This is a genomic window from Streptomyces sp. E-08 (assembly GCF_049913095.1).
Taxonomy (GTDB): Bacteria; Actinomycetota; Actinomycetes; order Streptomycetales; family Streptomycetaceae; genus Streptomyces.
Map to the genome: position 1 here is coordinate 4,733,104 of NZ_CP183971.1, position 16,905 is coordinate 4,750,008.

The 16,905-nt window shown below is 71.2% G+C and carries 15 protein-coding genes; all 15 read left to right on the forward strand.

Going from position 1 to position 16,905, the window contains the following annotated elements; genetic code table 11:
- The first annotated feature begins 83 nt into the window (after positions 1-83).
- Entirely contained in the window at positions 84-1,520 is a 1,437-nt protein-coding gene (locus tag ACN9MM_RS21850; RefSeq protein WP_426365200.1) for an MFS transporter, read from the forward strand.
- Between the two features lie 81 nt (positions 1,521-1,601).
- Positions 1,602-2,771, forward strand: coding sequence for a trans-sulfuration enzyme family protein (locus tag ACN9MM_RS21855; protein ID WP_426365202.1), 1,170 nt, complete (start codon positions 1,602-1,604; stop codon positions 2,769-2,771).
- A 99-nt stretch (positions 2,772-2,870) separates the two neighbouring features.
- On the forward strand, positions 2,871-3,410 hold the full coding sequence (locus tag ACN9MM_RS21860) for a MaoC family dehydratase (RefSeq protein WP_382869619.1): 540 nt from the start codon (positions 2,871-2,873) through the stop codon (positions 3,408-3,410).
- 73 nt (positions 3,411-3,483) lie between these two features.
- The gene (locus ACN9MM_RS21865) at positions 3,484-4,326 is read left to right on the forward strand and encodes a class I SAM-dependent methyltransferase (RefSeq protein WP_426365203.1); all 843 of its coding nucleotides are present in this window, start codon (positions 3,484-3,486) and stop codon (positions 4,324-4,326) included.
- Complete coding sequence (locus tag ACN9MM_RS21870) at positions 4,323-5,366, forward strand: class I SAM-dependent methyltransferase (RefSeq protein WP_426365205.1); 1,044 nt, start codon at positions 4,323-4,325, stop codon at positions 5,364-5,366. The genes ACN9MM_RS21865 and ACN9MM_RS21870 overlap by 4 nt, the downstream gene beginning before the upstream one ends.
- A gap of 27 nt (positions 5,367-5,393) precedes the next feature.
- Positions 5,394-6,284, forward strand: coding sequence for a diiron oxygenase (locus ACN9MM_RS21875; RefSeq protein WP_426365207.1), 891 nt, complete (start codon positions 5,394-5,396; stop codon positions 6,282-6,284).
- Positions 6,285-6,329: 45 nt separating this feature from the next.
- Entirely contained in the window at positions 6,330-7,217 is an 888-nt protein-coding gene (locus ACN9MM_RS21880; RefSeq protein WP_426365208.1) for a hypothetical protein, read from the forward strand.
- Position 7,218: 1 nt separating this feature from the next.
- On the forward strand, positions 7,219-7,665 hold the full coding sequence (gene acpS, locus ACN9MM_RS21885; protein ID WP_352021520.1) for a holo-ACP synthase: 447 nt from the start codon (positions 7,219-7,221) through the stop codon (positions 7,663-7,665).
- A 14-nt stretch (positions 7,666-7,679) separates the two neighbouring features.
- Positions 7,680-7,931 (forward strand): phosphopantetheine-binding protein, encoded by a 252-nt coding sequence (locus tag ACN9MM_RS21890; protein ID WP_116159639.1) that lies wholly within the window; start codon positions 7,680-7,682, stop codon positions 7,929-7,931.
- Positions 7,928-9,136 (forward strand): methionine adenosyltransferase, encoded by a 1,209-nt coding sequence (gene metK / locus ACN9MM_RS21895; RefSeq protein ID WP_426365211.1) that lies wholly within the window; start codon positions 7,928-7,930, stop codon positions 9,134-9,136. Before ACN9MM_RS21890 ends, metK begins: the two co-directional genes overlap by 4 nt.
- Before the next feature lie 3 nt (positions 9,137-9,139).
- Positions 9,140-10,123: a carbohydrate kinase family protein gene (locus tag ACN9MM_RS21900; RefSeq protein ID WP_426365212.1), complete on the forward strand. Its 984-nt coding sequence runs from the start codon at positions 9,140-9,142 to the stop codon at positions 10,121-10,123.
- The gene (gene metH / locus ACN9MM_RS21905; protein ID WP_426365214.1) at positions 10,120-13,575 is read left to right on the forward strand and encodes a methionine synthase; all 3,456 of its coding nucleotides are present in this window, start codon (positions 10,120-10,122) and stop codon (positions 13,573-13,575) included. The genes ACN9MM_RS21900 and metH overlap by 4 nt, the downstream gene beginning before the upstream one ends.
- Complete coding sequence (metF, locus tag ACN9MM_RS21910) at positions 13,572-14,435, forward strand: methylenetetrahydrofolate reductase [NAD(P)H] (protein ID WP_426365215.1); 864 nt, start codon at positions 13,572-13,574, stop codon at positions 14,433-14,435. The genes metH and metF overlap by 4 nt, the downstream gene beginning before the upstream one ends.
- Entirely contained in the window at positions 14,428-15,822 is a 1,395-nt protein-coding gene (ahcY, locus tag ACN9MM_RS21915) for an adenosylhomocysteinase (protein WP_426365217.1), read from the forward strand. Before metF ends, ahcY begins: the two co-directional genes overlap by 8 nt.
- A 1-nt stretch (position 15,823) precedes the next feature.
- The gene (locus ACN9MM_RS21920; RefSeq protein WP_426365219.1) at positions 15,824-16,489 is read left to right on the forward strand and encodes a maleylpyruvate isomerase family mycothiol-dependent enzyme; all 666 of its coding nucleotides are present in this window, start codon (positions 15,824-15,826) and stop codon (positions 16,487-16,489) included.
- Positions 16,490-16,905: the final 416 nt, after the last annotated feature.

The following is a 16,905-nucleotide window of genomic DNA, read 5'->3' on the forward strand; positions in this document are numbered from 1 at the left end:
TTACATACCCCCCATGGGTATGTTACGGTGCTCCGCACAGGTACCCCCTAGGGGTATGCAGCAGCGAGTGAAGGGTCAGGGCAATGTCAACCGTCAATCCCCGGCGCTGGTGGGCACTTGTCGTGCTCGCCGCCGCTCAGTTCATGGTCATCATGGACACCTCGATCATCGGGGTCGCGCTCCCCGAGATGCAGAAGGACCTGGGCTTCTCGCAGAGCGAGCTCCAGTGGATCTTCAACGCCTACGTGATCGTCTTCGGCGGCCTGCTGCTCCTGGGCGGACGCCTCTCCGACCTCGTCGGCGCCCGCAGGATCTTCGTCACCGGCTGGGCGGTCATGATCGCCGGCTCGGTCGTGGCGGCCGCCGCGCAGACCGCCTGGGTCGAGATCGCCGGCCGTGCCGTCCAGGGCGTCGGCGGCGCGCTCATCGCGCCCTCCGCCATGACCCTGCTCATGATGCTCTTCATGCACGACCCGAAGGAGCTCGGCAAGGCGATGGCGCTCTACGGCGCCGCGGCACCCGCCGGCGGCACCGCGGGCGTCTTCCTCGGCGGTGTCTTCACCGAGTGGATGAGCTGGCAGTGGGTCTTCATCATCTACATCCCGATCGGCCTCGCGACCCTCGCCGCGACCAGGCTCCTCCCGAACGTCGGGTCCCGCCGCGGCTCCGTCGACGTCCTCGGCGCCGCCGCCGTCACCGCCGGTCTCGCGCTCGCGGTCTTCGCCGTCGTCCGTGCCCCGGAGGTCGGCTGGGGCGCCACCGCCACCATCCTGGAGCTGGCCGGCGCCGCCGTCCTCCTGATCCTGTTCTTCGTGATCCAGAAGAGCATCCGCGAGCCCCTCATGCCGCTCAGCGTCTGGCGGGTCCCGCGCCTCGGCTCGGCCAACCTGGCCATGACGCTGCTCGGCGCCGCGTGGATCCCGATGTGGTACTTCCTCAACCTGTACCTCCAGCAGGTCCTGGGCTTCGGCGCCTTCGAGTCCGGCGCCGCGCTGCTCCCGATGACCGTGCTCCTCATGATCTTCATGACGGCGATCACGGCCCGGCTCATGATGAAGGTCGGCGCCAAGCCGCTCATCGCCGGCGGTCTGCTCGTCCTCGCCGCGGGCCTGGTCTGGCTCGCCGCCGTCCCGCCCACCGGCTCCTTCCTGGTCGACGTCCTGCCGGCCTCGCTCGTGGCCGCCCTCGGCATGTCCCTCGCCTACATCCCGGCGATGATCGCGGCCATGTCCGGCGCCCCGCAGGAGCAGGCCGGTCTCGCCTCCGGCATCGTCAACACCACCTACAACGTCGGCTCCGCGCTCGGTCTCGCCGCGCTGACCGCCGTCGCCATGTCCCAGGGCGCCGACCAGCTCGGCAACCTCCCGAAGCTGACCGACGGCTTCTCGGCCGCCTTCGTCGGCGCCGCGATCGTCGCCGCCCTCGGCGGTGTCATCACCCTCCTCGTCATGAAGAGCGACAAGGCCGTCGCGGCCGAGGCCGCCGCCCCCGCCCCGCAGGCCGAGAAGGTCTCCGCCTGACCCCCGCGCCGAGGGGCCGCCCGACGTCCGAGCCCGGACGTGGGGCGGCCCCTTTCCCGTATCCGGAAAGGAAGGAACGCCGTGGAACTGAACACCCGTGCCGTGCATGTCTCCAACGAGCGGCTCCCCGAAGGCAGTTGGCCGCTGTCCGTCCCCCTCGTGCAGTCCTCCGCCTTCGCCTTCGACTCCGCCGCCGACCTCGCCGACGCGATGGCCGGCCCCGACGGGCGGTACGTCTACAGCCGCCGCGGCAACCCGACCGTGCGGGCCCTGGAGCGGACGCTCGCGGGCCTGGAGGCGGGGGAGGGGGCCATCGCCTTCGCCTCCGGCATGGGCGCGATCAGCGGCGTGCTCCTCGCCCTGCTGCGGCCCGGCGACCGGGTGGTCGCCCAGCGCTGTCTGTACGGCGGGACGCACGCGGTCCTGTCGGACCTGGCGGAGCGGTACGGGATCGAGGTCGTACGGATATCCGGCGACGACCCGGCCGAACTGGAGGCCGCCGCGGTGCACCCCGCCACCCGGCTCCTCGTCCTGGAGACGATCGCCAACCCCACCGGCCAGGTCCCCGACCTGCCCGGACTGCTCGCCGCGGCGCGGGCGCTCGGGGTGACGAGCCTGGTCGACAACTCGCTCGCCTCACCCGTGCTGTGCCGCCCCCTGGAGCTCGGCGCCGACATCGTCGTCCACTCGACCACCAAGTACCTCTCCGGGCACTCGGACGTCCTCGGCGGCGCCGCCGTCTTCGCCGACGAGTCGCTGCGCCGCAGGGTGTGGCCCCGCACGGTCGAACTCGGCGCCTGCGCCGACCCGTTCGCGGCCTGGCTCACCCTGCGCGGGATCCCGACGCTGCCCCTGCGGATGCGCGAGCACTGCGCCAACGCCGCCGCCCTCGCCGAGCTGTTCGCGGCCCGCGCCGACGTCGGGGCCGTGTTCTATCCGTGGCGCCCGGACCATCCCTCGTACGACACCGCCCGGAAGGTCCTGGCCGGCGGTGGCGGGCTGCTCTCCTTCCAGCTGGCGGGGGGCCGGGAGGCGGGCCGGGCCTTCATCGAGCGGGTCCGGCTCGCGAGGCTCGCGCTCTCCCTCGGCGGCGTGGAGACGCTCGTCGCGCATCCGGCGTCCACGTCCCACCGCGAGCTGGACGAGGGTGCGCTGGCGGCCGCGGGGATCGCTCCCGGGCTCGTGCGGATGTCCGTCGGCATCGAGGACGTCGGGGACCTGTGGAGCGACATCGAACAGGCCCTCGACTGAGGGAGGTCGAGGCTTCTTTTGGGTTGACAAAATAATGGGCCGATTCGTAGATTTGGAGGTGCCAGGAAAAGCCCACTCCTAGGTCAAGGGGGGCGCGCGATGCGCTACTTCGAGGACTTCCGGCCCGGCGACGTCCACGAGCTGGGCACCGTCACCGTCACGGCGGAGGAGGTGCTGGAGTTCGGCAGGCGCTTCGACCCGCAGCCCTTCCACACGGACCCCGAGCTCGCGAAGGACTCCCCGTTCGGCGGCCTGATCGCGAGCGGGTTCCACACCCAGGCGATGTTCATGCGCCGCTACGTCGACGGACTGCTCGCCTACAGCGCCTGTACGGGCTCGCCCGGCATCGACGAGGTCCGCTACCTGCGCCCCGTCCGCCCGGGCGACGTCCTCACCGCGCGCGTCGAGATCCTCGGCTCCACCCCGTCGCCGTTCAACCCCGCCACCGGCACCGTCAAACCGCGGTGCACGCTCGTGGCCCCCGACGGGACGGCCGTGTTCAGCATGATCCTGCACAGCATCTTCCGCCGGCGCCCCGCCGACTCCGAGGCCGGCCATCTGTCGTCGATGCCCGCGGCCGAGGACCCCGTCGCCTGCGTGCGACCCGCCAAGAGCTGTGTCCCGGCCATGAGCGCCTGACGAACCGTCCTTCGTCGGGCCCTGAACACGGCCGTCCGTACTTCCCGCAACCCAACCGAAGGGGGGACCTCCTGTGGAGGCCGTATCCCGCACCGCCCAGTGGACCGCCGCCGCGCGCGCCCTGGAGACCGAGCGCGAGGACCGGCTGTTCGCCGATCCCTACGCGCGCACCGTCGCCGACGAGATCGGCTTCGAGCTGCTCGCGCGCTACGACGGGGGCGGCATCGTGCCGTTCCTCGCCATCCGCACCACCTACCTCGACCGGGCCGTCGTGAAGGCCGTGGAAGAGCGCGGCATCCGCCAGGTCGTGTTCCTCGCCGCCGGTATGGACACCCGCTTCTTCCGGCTGCCCTGGCCCGACGGCGTCACCGTCTACGAGCTCGACCGCCCGGCCCTCCTGGAGGCCAAGGCCGAGATGCTCAAGGACGAGCCGCAGCCCGCGGGACGCACCCGGATCACCGTCCCCGTCGACCTCACCCAGGACTGGACCGGCCCCCTGAAGGAGGCCGGCTGGAAGAGCGAGGAGCCCGTCCTGTGGGTGGTCGAGGGCCTGCTGTTCTTCCTGCCGGAGCAGGCCGTACGGACCCTCATATCGACCCTCTCCGCGCACGCCGCGCCCGGCTCCGTGCTGCTCGGCGACGTCATCTCCCGGTCCGCCCTGGAGAACCCGCTCGCCCGCGGCTTCATGAAGGCCCTGGACGAGGACGGCAACCCGTGGCTCTTCGGCACCGAGGAGCCCGAGGCGCTGCTCGCCGACTGCGGCTGGGCCGTGCGGGAGGTCAGGCAGCCCGGTGAGGACGGCGCCGCCTTCGACCGCTGGCCCTACCCGGTCCCGGCCCGCACCGTGCCGCGGATCCCCCGCTCCTTCCTGTTCACGTGTGACCTGCCGACGTACGAGGAGGAGAAGGCCGCATGAGCGCGCACGACTTCCACCAGAGGGTCATCACCGACGCCGGCGCGGCCGTCCGCGGCCTGACCGTCGCCCTCGGCGAGCGCCTCGGCCTCTACCGGGCGCTGGCGGAGAAGGGCCCGCTCACCGCCGCCGCGCTCGCGGCGGCGACCGGCACGGACGAGCGGTACATCGAGGAGTGGCTGCACGCCCAGCTCTCCGCCGGGTACGTCGAGCGGCACCCCAGCTCCCTCACGTACACGCTCCCCGCCGACCACGTCGAGGTCCTCGCCGACCCGAAGGCCGTCACCTACGCCGCCGGGTTCTTCACCGCCCTCAAGGCGCTCTACGCCACGGAGGACCTGCTCGTCGACGCGTACCGCACCGGCGACGGCGTCGGCTGGGCCGAGCACGACGCGGCCCTCGACACCGGCATGGGGTCCTTCTTCCAGCCCACGTACGAGCACAAGCTGGTCCCCGACTGGCTGCCCGCCCTGCACGAGGTCACCGGCAAGCTCGACGCCGGCGGCACCGTCGCCGACGTCGGCTGCGGCGTCGGCCACACCACCCTCCTCATCGCGAAGGCCTTCCCGAACGCCACCGTCCACGGCTTCGACTACTCGGAGGAGGCCATCTCGATCGCGCGGGAGCTCGCCGAGGAGGCCGGTCTCTCCGACCGCGTCGTCTTCGAGGTCGCCTCCGCCGACGACTACCCCGGCTCCGGCTACGACCTCGTGTGCTTCTTCAACGCCCTGCACGACATGGGCGACCCGGTCGCCGCCGCCCAGCACGTCCACAAGTCCCTCGACGCGGACGGCACCTGGATGCTCGTCGAGTCCAACGTCTCCCCGCAGGACATCGACACCCAGACCCCCGCCGCCCGCATGTTCATGGCCCTGTCCGCCGTGATGTGCCTGCCGGTCGCGGTCGCGCAGCGCGGCCCGCACGCCCTCGGCAACCACTCCGGCGAGAAGGCCTTCCGCGGCATCGCCGAGGAGGCCGGCTTCACCCGCTGGCGGCGCGCCACCGAGACCCCGGTCAACGCGGTCTACGAAGTCCGGCCGTAACCCCCGAAGCCAGCGAGGAGAACCGTCATGGGCGTTGCCGCCCTGCCCGTCACCGACCGCTTCATGGAAGTCCTGGAGCGCCTCAGTGAGCGTTCCGTCGAGGACTACTACAACCCGTACCAGACCTTCCGGTGGCCCGAGACGCTGGAGGAGAACCGCTTCTGGATGACGCCGGAGCTGCTCACCGTCTTCGGCACCGAGCACTACGACACCCTCGGTGAGGAAACGCTTCAGCGCCTGTCGAAGTGGGAGTCCATCAACTTCTACAGCCTCAACGTGCACGGCATCCGCGAACTCCTCATCGAGGTCGTCGGCCGCATCCACATGCCGGGCTTCGAGGTCCCCTCGGACTTCTTCCACCACTTCATCGGCGAGGAGAACGAACACATGTGGTTCTTCTCCGAGTTCTGCCGGCGCTACGGCCACAAGATCTACGGCTCCACCGCCATGCGCGCCGACGCCGCCTGGGAGCCCGAGGTCGAGAACTTCCTCGTCTTCACCCGCATCCTCTTCTTCGAGGAGCTCGTCGACCACTACAACTCCCGGATGGCGAAGGACACCTCCCTCTGCCACACCATCCGCGAGGTCAACCGCATCCACCACCAGGACGAGTCCCGCCACATCGCCTTCGGCCGCGAGCTCGTCTCCCTGCTGTACCAGCGGATGTGCCAGGCCGTGAGCGCCGAGCGGGTCCGCGAGGTCGAGGCGTACCTCAAACGGTACGTCGTCTACAGCATCAACTCCCTCTACAACCCCCACGTGTACAAGGACGCCGGGATCGCCGACCCGCTCGGCCTGCGCAACGCGCTGATCGCCGACCCGTCCCGTCGCGCCCACGAGCGCAAGGCGATCCGCAAGCCGCTCGCCTTCTTCCTGAAGACCGGGATCTTCTCCGAAGACACCCTGCCCGTCCTCTGAACGACACCCTCACCCGAGAGCCCTCACCTGAGAGGTGCACCGACCATGACCTTGACGACCCCCGAGACCGTCGGGGAGACCAGGGGCCTGCCCACCCTCGGCCCGGAGGCGACCCGCCTGCTGCGGCTCCTCGACGACACCTTCGAGGGCTGGGGGGTGGCCGCGGGCGCCCGCCCCATGACCATGCCCCCGCTCCTCCCGGCCGCCGACCTGGCCAGGCTCGACTACTACGACAACTTCCCCCACCAGGCCGTCGTCGCCGCCCCGCTCGACCTGGAGCGCCGCGCGACCACGCCCTTCTCCACCGACACCGGCTGCTTCCCGAGCGACGCACTCGAACCCGCCGCGCTCGGACTGCCCTCGGCGTCCTGCTACGCCGTCTACCTCACCCACCAGGGCACCCGGGTCGCCGACGACACCCTCGTCACGATCTGCTCCTGGTGCTTCCGCAAGGAGACGCACTACGAGGGCATGCGGCGCCAGCTCGGCTTCCGCATGCGGGAGATCGTCGCCCTCGGCGGCCGTGAGCACGCCGAGAACCACCTCGCCGCGTTCACGGAGAGGATCCAGGCCTTCGCCAGGGCCCTCGACCTGCCGCTGCGCAGGGAGGCCGCCTGCGATCCCTTCTTCGACAAGGGCAGCTCCAAGGCGGTCCTCCAGCGCCTCACCCCGGTGAAGCACGAGTTCCTGTACGAGGACCTGGCGATCGCCTCGGTCAACACGCACCGGAACTTCTTCGGCGAGCGCTGCGACATCACCCTGGAGCCGACCGGCGGCCCCGCCTTCACCAGCTGCGTCGCCTTCGGCCTGGAGCGCTGGCTGTCGGCGCTCACCCGCCGGCACGGCGGCTGGGAGTCCGCCACCCGGGCGGTGCTCGCCGCCACCCGCGGGGCGTCGGCCGGTGCGAGCGTCGCGGACGGGCCGGTGATCTGACGTGCCGGCCCGTCCCGCCGCCCCGCCGGCGGGCGGCCTGGGGTGGGCGAACCTCGGCATGGACATCGTGTCCGTCAACCGTGTCCGCAGGCTCCTCGCCCAGTACGGGGAGCGGTTCTTCGAGCGGATGCTCACTCCCGGCGAGCTCGCCGACTGCCGTACCTCCTCGGGGCTCGACGTCCTGAGCCTGTGCGGGCGGATCGCGGCGAAGGAAGCGGCGTTCAAGACCTTACGGGTCCGCGGCCGGTTCCTTCCGTGGCCGGACATCGTGGTGCGCCGCTCCGAGGGCGGCTGGCCGCTCGTGGAGCTGCACCGGACGGCCGCCGAGATGGCGGCGGAGTCCGGCATCACCGAGATCACCGTGTCCATCAGCCACGACGTGGACTACGCGGTCGCGGTCGCCGCGCCGATCATCGCCCCCACCCCTTACGTATCCAGCAGTAGCTAACAAGGAGAGCAACCATGGCCGACGGCCTGCAGACGGTGAAGAACTGGATCCTCGAGCGTCACCCCGAGCGCGACGACATCGCGTCCGACCTGGACCTGATCGAGAACCGGCTCATCGACTCGCTGTCCTTCGTCGAGTTCGTCTTCCTCCTGGAGCAGGAGAGCGGCACCGCCATCCAGATGGAGACCCTGGAGGTCGACTCCATCCGCACCCTCGGCGCCATCGAGCAGCACTTCTTCAAGACCCCGGCGGAGGTCCAGGCATGAGCCGCCGCCTCTTCACCTCGGAGTCCGTGACCGAGGGACACCCCGACAAGATCGCCGACCGGATCAGCGACACCATCCTCGACGCGCTCCTCGCCGAGGACCCCCACTCACGGGTCGCCGTCGAAACGCTGATCACCACCGGCCAGGTCCACATCGCCGGCGAGGTCACCACCTCCGCGTACGCGCCGATAGCCCAGCTCGTGCGCGAGGCCGTCCTCGACATCGGCTACGACTCCTCCGCGAAGGGCTTCGACGGCGCCTCCTGCGGCGTGTCGGTGTCCATCGGCGCGCAGTCCCCGGACATCGCGCAGGGCGTCGACACCGCGCACGAGGCCCGCGTGGACGGCGTGGACGACGAGCTGGCGGCCCAGGGCGCCGGCGACCAGGGCCTGATGTTCGGCTACGCCTGCGACGACACGGCCGAGCTGATGCCGCTGCCGATCGCGCTCGCCCACCGCCTGTCCCGGCGGCTCACCGAGGTCCGCAAGGACGGCACCGTGCCGTACCTGCGCCCGGACGGCAAGACGCAGGTCACCATCGAGTACGACGGGGACCGCCCGGTCCGCCTCGACACGGTCGTCGTCTCCTCGCAGCACGCGGCCGACATCTCCGTCGAGGGCCTGCTCACCCCGGACGTCCGCGAGTACGTCGTCGAGCACGTCCTGAAGCAGCTCGTCGAGGAGGGCGTCAGCCTGGAGTCCGACGGCTACCGGCTCCTGGTCAACCCGACCGGGCGCTTCGAGGTCGGCGGCCCGATGGGCGACGCCGGACTCACCGGCCGGAAGATCATCATCGACACGTACGGCGGGATGGCACGCCACGGCGGCGGCGCCTTCTCCGGCAAGGACCCGTCGAAGGTGGACCGCTCGGCGGCGTACGCGATGCGCTGGGTCGCGAAGAACGTCGTCGCGGCCGGTCTCGCCCGCCGCTGCGAGGTGCAGGTCGCCTACGCGATCGGCAAGGCGGAGCCGGTCGGCCTCTTCGTCGAGACCTTCGGCACCGGCACCCTGCCCGACGAGAGGATCCAGGAGGCCGTGTCGGCCGTCTTCGACCTGCGGCCGGCGGCGATCATCCGCGACCTGGACCTCAAGCGGCCGGTCTACGCGGCGACCGCGGCGTACGGCCACTTCGGCCGTGAGCTCCCCGAGTTCACCTGGGAGCGCACGGACCGCGTGGAGGCCCTGAAGACGGCAGCGGGGGCTTAGGGCATGCGCATCGCTGTCACGGGATCCATCGCGACCGACCATCTGATGACCTTCCCCGGCTGGTTCAGCGAGCAGCTGCTCGCCGACCGGCTCGACCGGGTCTCCCTGTCGTTCCTCGCCGACAACCTGGAGGTCAGGCGCGGCGGAGTGGCAGCGAACATCGCCTTCGGACTCGGCGTCCTCGGCCTGCGGCCCGCCCTCGTGGGCGCGGTCGGCGCCGACTTCGAGCCGTACCGGGTCTGGCTCAAGGACCACGGTGTGGACACCGACTCGGTGCGCGTCAGCGCGTCGCTCCACACCGCCCGCTTCGTCTGTACCACCGACCGGGCCCAGAACCAGATCGCCACCTTCTACGCCGGGGCGATGGCCGAGGCGCGCGAGATCGACCTCCGCGAGGTCGTGGCGCGCACCGGCCGCCTGGAGCTGGTCCTGGTCTCCCCGGACGACCCCGAGGCCATGCTCCGGCACACCCGCACCTGCCGTGACCTGGGAATCCCCTTCGCCGCCGATCCGTCGCAGCAGCTGGCGCGGCTCGACGGGGCGCAGGTGCGGGAGCTGGTGGACGGGGCCCGGTTCCTGTTCACCAACGAGTACGAGACGGCGCTCCTCCTGGAGAAGTCCGGCTGGACCGAGGCCGAGGTGCTGCGTCGGGTCACCACCTGGGTCACCACCCACGGTGAGGCCGGCGTCCGTATCCGGGGCGAGGGCCGCGACCCGCTGGCCGTGCCGGCGGTGGAGGTCCCCGCGGTCGTCGACCCGACCGGCGTCGGGGACGCCTTCCGGTCCGGGTTCCTCGCCGCGACGCTGTGGGGCGTGCCCGAGAAGTGCGCGGCGCAGCTGGGCTGCGCGGTCGCGGCGACCGTCCTCGACTACGTGGGGACGCAGGAGTACCGGCTGCACCGGGACTCCCTCCTGGACCGGATCAGGACGACGTACGGGGTGAGCTGCACGGCCACCCTGGTCACCCATCTGAGGGGGCTCACATGAGGCGCTCCCTGCGGGAGGAGTTCGCCACGCGGGTCGTCGTCGCCGACGGGGCGATGGGGACGATGCTCCAGGCCGCCGACCCGTCGATGGACGACTTCCGGAACCTGGAGGGCTGCAACGAGATCCTCAACCTCACGCGCCCCGACATCGTCGCCTCCGTCCACGACGCCTACTTCTCCGTCGGCGTGGACTGCGTCGAGACCAACACCTTCGGGGCGAACCTGGCCGCGCTCGCCGAGTACGGCATCGAGCACCAGGTGTACGAGCTGTCCGAGGCCGGCGCCCGGATCGCCCGCGCCTCCGCCGACGCCCACACGGCCGGCGACGGGCGCCCCCGCTGGGTCCTCGGATCCATGGGGCCCGGCACGAAACTGCCGACCCTCGGGCACGTCACGTACGAGCCCCTCAGGGACGCCTTCCAGCAGAACGCGGAAGGCCTGATCCGCGGCGGCGCCGACGCCCTGCTCATCGAGACCTCGCAGGACCTGCTCCAGACGAAGGCGGCCGTCATCGGCGCCCGCCGGGCCCTGGACTGGGTCGGCGTGGACCTCCCGGTGATCGTGCAGGTCACCGTGGAGACGACCGGGACGATGCTTCTCGGTTCGGAGATCGGGGCGGCGCTGACGGCCCTGGAGCCGCTGGGCGTCGACATGATCGGGCTGAACTGTGCGACGGGCCCGGTGGAGATGGCCGAGCACCTGCGGCACCTGTCGCGGCACGCGCGGATCCCGATCTCGGTCATGCCGAACGCGGGCCTGCCGGTGCTGACCTCGGAGGGCGCCCACTATCCGTTGTCGCCGTCCGAACTCGCCGACGCGCAGGAGCAGTTCGTACGGGAGTACGGGCCGGCGCTCGTGGGCGGCTGCTGCGGGACGACGCCGGAGCACCTGCGGGAGATCGTGGAGCGGGTGCGGGGGGCGGCCGTCCTGGAACGGCATCCGGTCACGGAGCCGGGCGCGTCCTCCCTGTACAGCCATGTGCCGTTCCGGCAGGACACCTCGTACCTGGCGATCGGCGAGCGGACGAACGCCAACGGCTCGAAGAAGTTCCGTGAGGCCATGCTGGAGGCGCGCTGGGACGACTGTGTGGAGATGGCGCGGGACCAGATCCGTGAGGGCGCGCACCTGCTCGACCTGTGCGTGGACTACGTGGGCCGGGACGGCGTCGCCGACATGGCGGAGCTGGCGGGCCGTTTCGCGACCGCTTCCACCCTGCCGATCGTGCTCGACTCCACCGAGGTGGGGGTGCTGCGGGCCGGGCTGGAGAAGCTGGGCGGCCGGGCGGTCGTCAACTCGGTGAACTACGAGGACGGCGACGGCCCGGAGTCCCGGTTCGCCCAGGTCACCGCGCTGGCCAAGGAGCACGGCGCGGCGCTCATGGCGCTGACGATCGACGAGGAGGGCCAGGCGCGGACGGTCGAGGCGAAGGTCGCGATCGCCGAGCGGCTCATCGAGGACCTCACGGGCAACTGGGGGATCAGGGAGTCGGACATCCTCATCGACACCCTGACCTTCACGATCTGCACGGGTCAGGAGGAGTCGCGGAAGGATGGCATCGCCACGATCGAGGCGATCCGTGAGCTCAAGCGCCGCCACCCGGACGTCCAGACCACGCTCGGCCTGTCCAACATCTCCTTCGGCCTCAACCCGGCCGCCCGGATCGTCCTCAACTCGGTCTTCCTCGACGAGTGCGTGAAGGCGGGCCTGGACTCGGCGATCGTGCACGCGTCGAAGATCCTGCCCATCGCCCGCCTGGAGCCGGAGCAGGTCGAGGTCGCGCTCGACCTGATCCACGACCGGCGGCGGGAGGGCTACGACCCGCTCCAGCGCTTCCTGGAGATGTTCGAGGGCGCGACGGCGAAGTCCCTCAAGGCCGGCAAGACCGAGGAGCTCCTCGCACTGCCGCTCGACGAGCGGCTCAAGCGGCGGATCGTCGACGGCGAGAAGAACGGCCTGGAGGCCGACCTCGACGAGGCACTGTCCGGACGCCCGGCCCTGGAGATCGTCAACGAGGTCCTGCTCGACGGGATGAAGACGGTCGGTGAGCTGTTCGGCTCGGGGCAGATGCAGCTGCCGTTCGTGCTCCAGTCCGCCGAGGTCATGAAGACGGCGGTGGCCCATCTGGAGCCGCACATGGAGAAGTCGGACGCGGAGGGCAAGGGCACGATCGTCCTGGCGACCGTGCGCGGCGACGTCCACGACATCGGCAAGAACCTCGTCGACATCATCCTGTCCAACAACGGCTACAACGTCGTCAACATCGGCATCAAGCAGCCGGTCTCCGCGATCCTGGAAGCCGCAGAGGAGCACAACGCCGACGTCATCGGCATGTCCGGCCTCCTCGTGAAGTCGACCGTGATCATGAAGGAGAACCTCCAGGAGCTGAACGGCCGGGGCCTCGCCGCGAAGTTCCCCGTGATCCTCGGCGGCGCCGCCCTGACCAGGGCATACGTCGAACAGGACCTTCACGAGCTGTACGAGGGAGAGGTCCGGTACGCCCGCGACGCCTTCGAGGGCCTGCGCCTGATGGACGCGCTCATGGGCGTCAAGCGCGGCGTCCCCGGAGCCGTACTGCCGGAATTGAAACCGCGCAGGGTGCCGAAGCGCGCCGAGCCGCCGGTCGAGGTCCGGGAGCCCGAGCCGGCCGGCCGCTCCGACGTCGCCGCCGACAACCCCGTACCCGAGCCCCCCTTCCTCGGGACGAAGGTCACCACCGGCATCCCCCTCGCCGCGTACGCCCCCTGGCTCGACGAGACGGCCCTCTTCAAGGGCCAGTGGGGACTGAAGGACGCCGCGACCATCGAGACGGAGGGCAGGCCGCGGCTGCGGGCCCTGCTCGACCGGATCGAACGCGAGGGCCTGGTCGAAGCAGCCGTCGTCCACGGCTGGTTCCCCTGTGTGTCCAAGGGCGACGACCTGATCGTCCTGGACGAGGACGGAGGCGAGCGGACCCGCTTCTCCTTCCCCCGCCAGCAGCGGGGCCGCCGCCTCTGCCTGGCCGACTTCCACCGCGCCGAGGACTCCGGCGAGGTGGACGCGGTCGCCCTCCAGGTCGTCACCGTCGGATCGAGGATCGGGGAGGAGACGGCCCGGCTCTTCGCCGCCGACGCCTACCGGGACTACCTCGAACTCCACGGCCTCTCCGTGCAGTTGGCGGAGGCCCTCGCCGAGTACTGGCACGCCCGGGTCCGCGAGGAGTGGGGCATCGGAGCCGGGGACCCCGCCGGCCTGGCGGGCATGCTCCGCACCGAGTACCAGGGCTGCCGCTACTCCCTCGGCTACCCCGCCTGCCCCGACCTGGAGGACCGCGCGAAGATCGCGGACCTGCTCCGCCCGGAGCGCATCGGGGTCGAGCTGTCGGAGGAGTACCAGCTGCACCCCGAGCAGTCGACGGACGCGATCGTCGTCCACCACCCCGAGGCGAGCTACTTCAACGCGGGAGGCCGCAGGTGAGCCCCACGTACTCCTTCGAGTTCTTCCCGCCGAAGACCGACAGGGGCGAACAGACCCTGTGGGACGCGATCCGGCGCGTGGAGGCCCTCGGGCCCGACTTCGTCTCCGTGACGTACGGCGCGGGCGGCTCGTCCCGCGACCGGACGATCGACGTCACCCAGCGGATCGTGACGGAGACGACCCTGCGGCCCGTCGCCCACCTGACGGCCGTCGGGCACTCGGTCGCCGAACTGCGGGCCATCATCGGCGCCTACGCGGACGCCGGCGTCCGGGACGTCCTCGTCCTGCGCGGTGACCCGCCGGGCGATCCGCGCGGCGCGTGGACCCCGCACCCGAAGGGCTTCACGTACGCGTACGAGCTCGTCGAGCTGGTGCGCTCGCTGGGCGACTTCCGGATCGGCGTGGCGGCCTTCCCGGAGGGACACCCGCGCTCCCGCGACGCCGCGAGCGACCTCGCGCACTTCGTCCTCAAGTGCCGGGCGGGCGCCGACTACGCGATCACGCAGATGTTCTTCGACCCCGAGGACTACCTGCGGCTGCGGGACCGGGTCGCCGCCGCCGGCTGCGACACCCCGATCATCCCGGAGATCATGCCGGCCACCGACGTCCGCCAGATCCGGCGCTTCGCCGAGCTGTCGGACGCGGCCTTCCCCGAGGACCTGGCGCACCGCCTGGAGGCGGCGAAGGACGACCCGGCGGCGGCCTACCGGGCCGGGGTCGAGCACGCGACCGCGATGGGCCTGCGGCTGCTCGACGAGGGCGCGCCGGGCCTGCACTACATCACGCTCAACAAGTCGACGGCGGCCCTGGAAATCCACCGAACCATCATGAGTGCAAGGAGAGTTGCAGCGCATGTCTGACTTCACCGACTTCAAGGTCGCCGACATCGGCCTCGCGGACTTCGGCCGCAAGGAGATCACGCTGGCCGAGCACGAGATGCCGGGTCTGATGGCGATCCGCCGCGAGTACGCCGAGCGGCAGCCGCTGGCGGGCGCCCGGATCACCGGCTCGCTGCACATGACGGTGCAGACGGCCGTCCTGATCGAGACGCTGGTGGCGCTCGGGGCCGAGGTGCGCTGGGTGTCGTGCAACATCTACTCCACCCAGGATCACGCGGCGGCCGCGATCGCCGCCGCCGGCATCCCGGTCTTCGCCTGGAAGGGCGAGACGCTGGAGGAGTACTGGTGGTGCACGGAGCAGGCGCTGACCTGGCCGGGCGCGGACGGGCCGAACATGATCCTGGACGACGGCGGCGACGCGACCCTGCTCGTCCACAAGGGTGTGGAGCACCGGAAGACCGGCGCGCTGCCGGAGGCGTCCAACGAGGAGATGGCCGTCGTCCGGACGCTCCTGGAGGGCACGGACCTGGACTGGACGGCGATCGCGGCGTCGATCCGGGGCGTGACGGAGGAGACCACGACGGGTGTCCACCGTCTGTACGAGATGCACCGCGAGGGCGAGCTGCTGTTCCCGGCGATCAACGTGAACGACGCGGTGACGAAGTCGAAGTTCGACAACAAGTACGGCTGCCGGCACTCCCTCATCGACGGCATCAACCGCGCCACCGACGTCCTCATCGGCGGCAAGACGGCCGTCGTCTGCGGTTACGGCGATGTCGGCAAGGGTTCGGCGGAGTCGCTGCGCGGCCAGGGCGCCCGGGTGATCGTCACGGAGATCGACCCGATCTGCGCGCTCCAGGCGGCGATGGACGGCTACCAGGTCGCCACCCTGGAGGACGTGGTGGAGACGGCGGACATCTTCATCACGACGACGGGCAACAAGGACATCATCATGGCGTCCGACATCGCCCGCATGAAGCACCAGGCGATCGTCGGGAACATCGGGCACTTCGACAACGAGATCGACATGGCGGGTCTCGCGCGGATCCCCGGGATCGTGAAGGACGAGGTGAAGCCGCAGGTCCACACGTGGACGTTCGAGGACGGCAAGGTCGTCATCGTCCTGTCGGAGGGCCGGCTGCTGAACCTCGGCAACGCGACCGGCCACCCGTCCTTCGTGATGTCGAACTCCTTCGCGGACCAGACCCTGGCCCAGATCGAGCTCTTCACGAAGACGTCCGACTACCCGGTGGGTGTGTACACGCTCCCGAAGCACCTGGACGAGAAGGTCGCCCGGCTCCACCTCGACGCGCTCGGCGTCCGCCTGACGACGCTCCGCCCCGAGCAGGCGTCGTACATCGGGGTCCCCGTGGAGGGCCCGTACAAGCCGGACCACTACCGCTACTGAGATGTGTACGGACGACACACGTGACCCGTGGCTCCCCGACCGTCTCCTCCGCACGGAGCGGGACCTGCTGATGCCGCTCCTCCGGCGCACACCCCAAGAGGCGTACGAGCTCCGCACCGCCTGCCCCGGCTGGACCGCCCGCCAGGTCCTCGCCCACTGCGGCGCGGCGCTCGTCCGGATCGTCGAGGACCGCCTGGAGGAAGGCGTCTTCCTGCCGGAGGCCAACGCCTGCGACGTGGCCGAACGCGAGCACTGGCCCATCGGCCGCATCCTCGACGAACTCGAACGCGGCCTGACGGAGGCGGGCCCGGTCATCGCGGACCGCGAGGACGGCCGCCTCGACGCCGTGGCGCTGGGCGAGTGGGTCCACGCCGGAGACGTCCGGGAGGCCTTCGGGGAGCCCGGCGCCTACTGCGGGGTGGCGCTCGACCTGGCCCTCCCGCTCCTCTCCGTGACCAGCCGCCGCCGGGAGACCCCGCGCCTGATCGGCGAACTGGACGGCCGGGACGGCCCGGTGTCCCTCGGCAACGCGATCGACGGCAGGCCGGCGGCGCGCTTCCACGGGGACGCGGCGACGCTGATCCGGATCTACGCGGGGCGGCCGCTGGTGCGGACGCGGTACGAACTGACGGGCGCGACGGAACACGAACTCCTGATCTACCGCTGATCCGCCCCCGCGCCCGCCCCCCCCGCGCGGGACGGGCGCCCACCACGCGGGCCTGCGAGCCCGCCTGGGCCGGCACCCGCGCCCGCTTGGGCTCGCGCCCGTCTGGACCGGCACCCGCGCCCGCTTGGGCTCGCGCCCGTGTGGGCCCGCCGCCCACCCCCGTGTGGGCAATCGTCCCGCTGGGGCGGGACGGGTGGGCACACGGGACGGCGCCCTCTCGCGGCGCCTCCGCTCCCTGGGCCTGGACCCGCACCACCAGGTGCCGTCACCAGAGGTGCGGGTCCGGGCGTGTAAGCCTCTGGCGCCGGCAGGGGCGCCGTTCCGTTGTGCCCACCCTCCCCCCAGCTCTCGGCTTCGCTCGAGCAGGGGGGACCCCCATCGCCCCGGCGGAACGCATGCCCACAACGGGGGCGGGT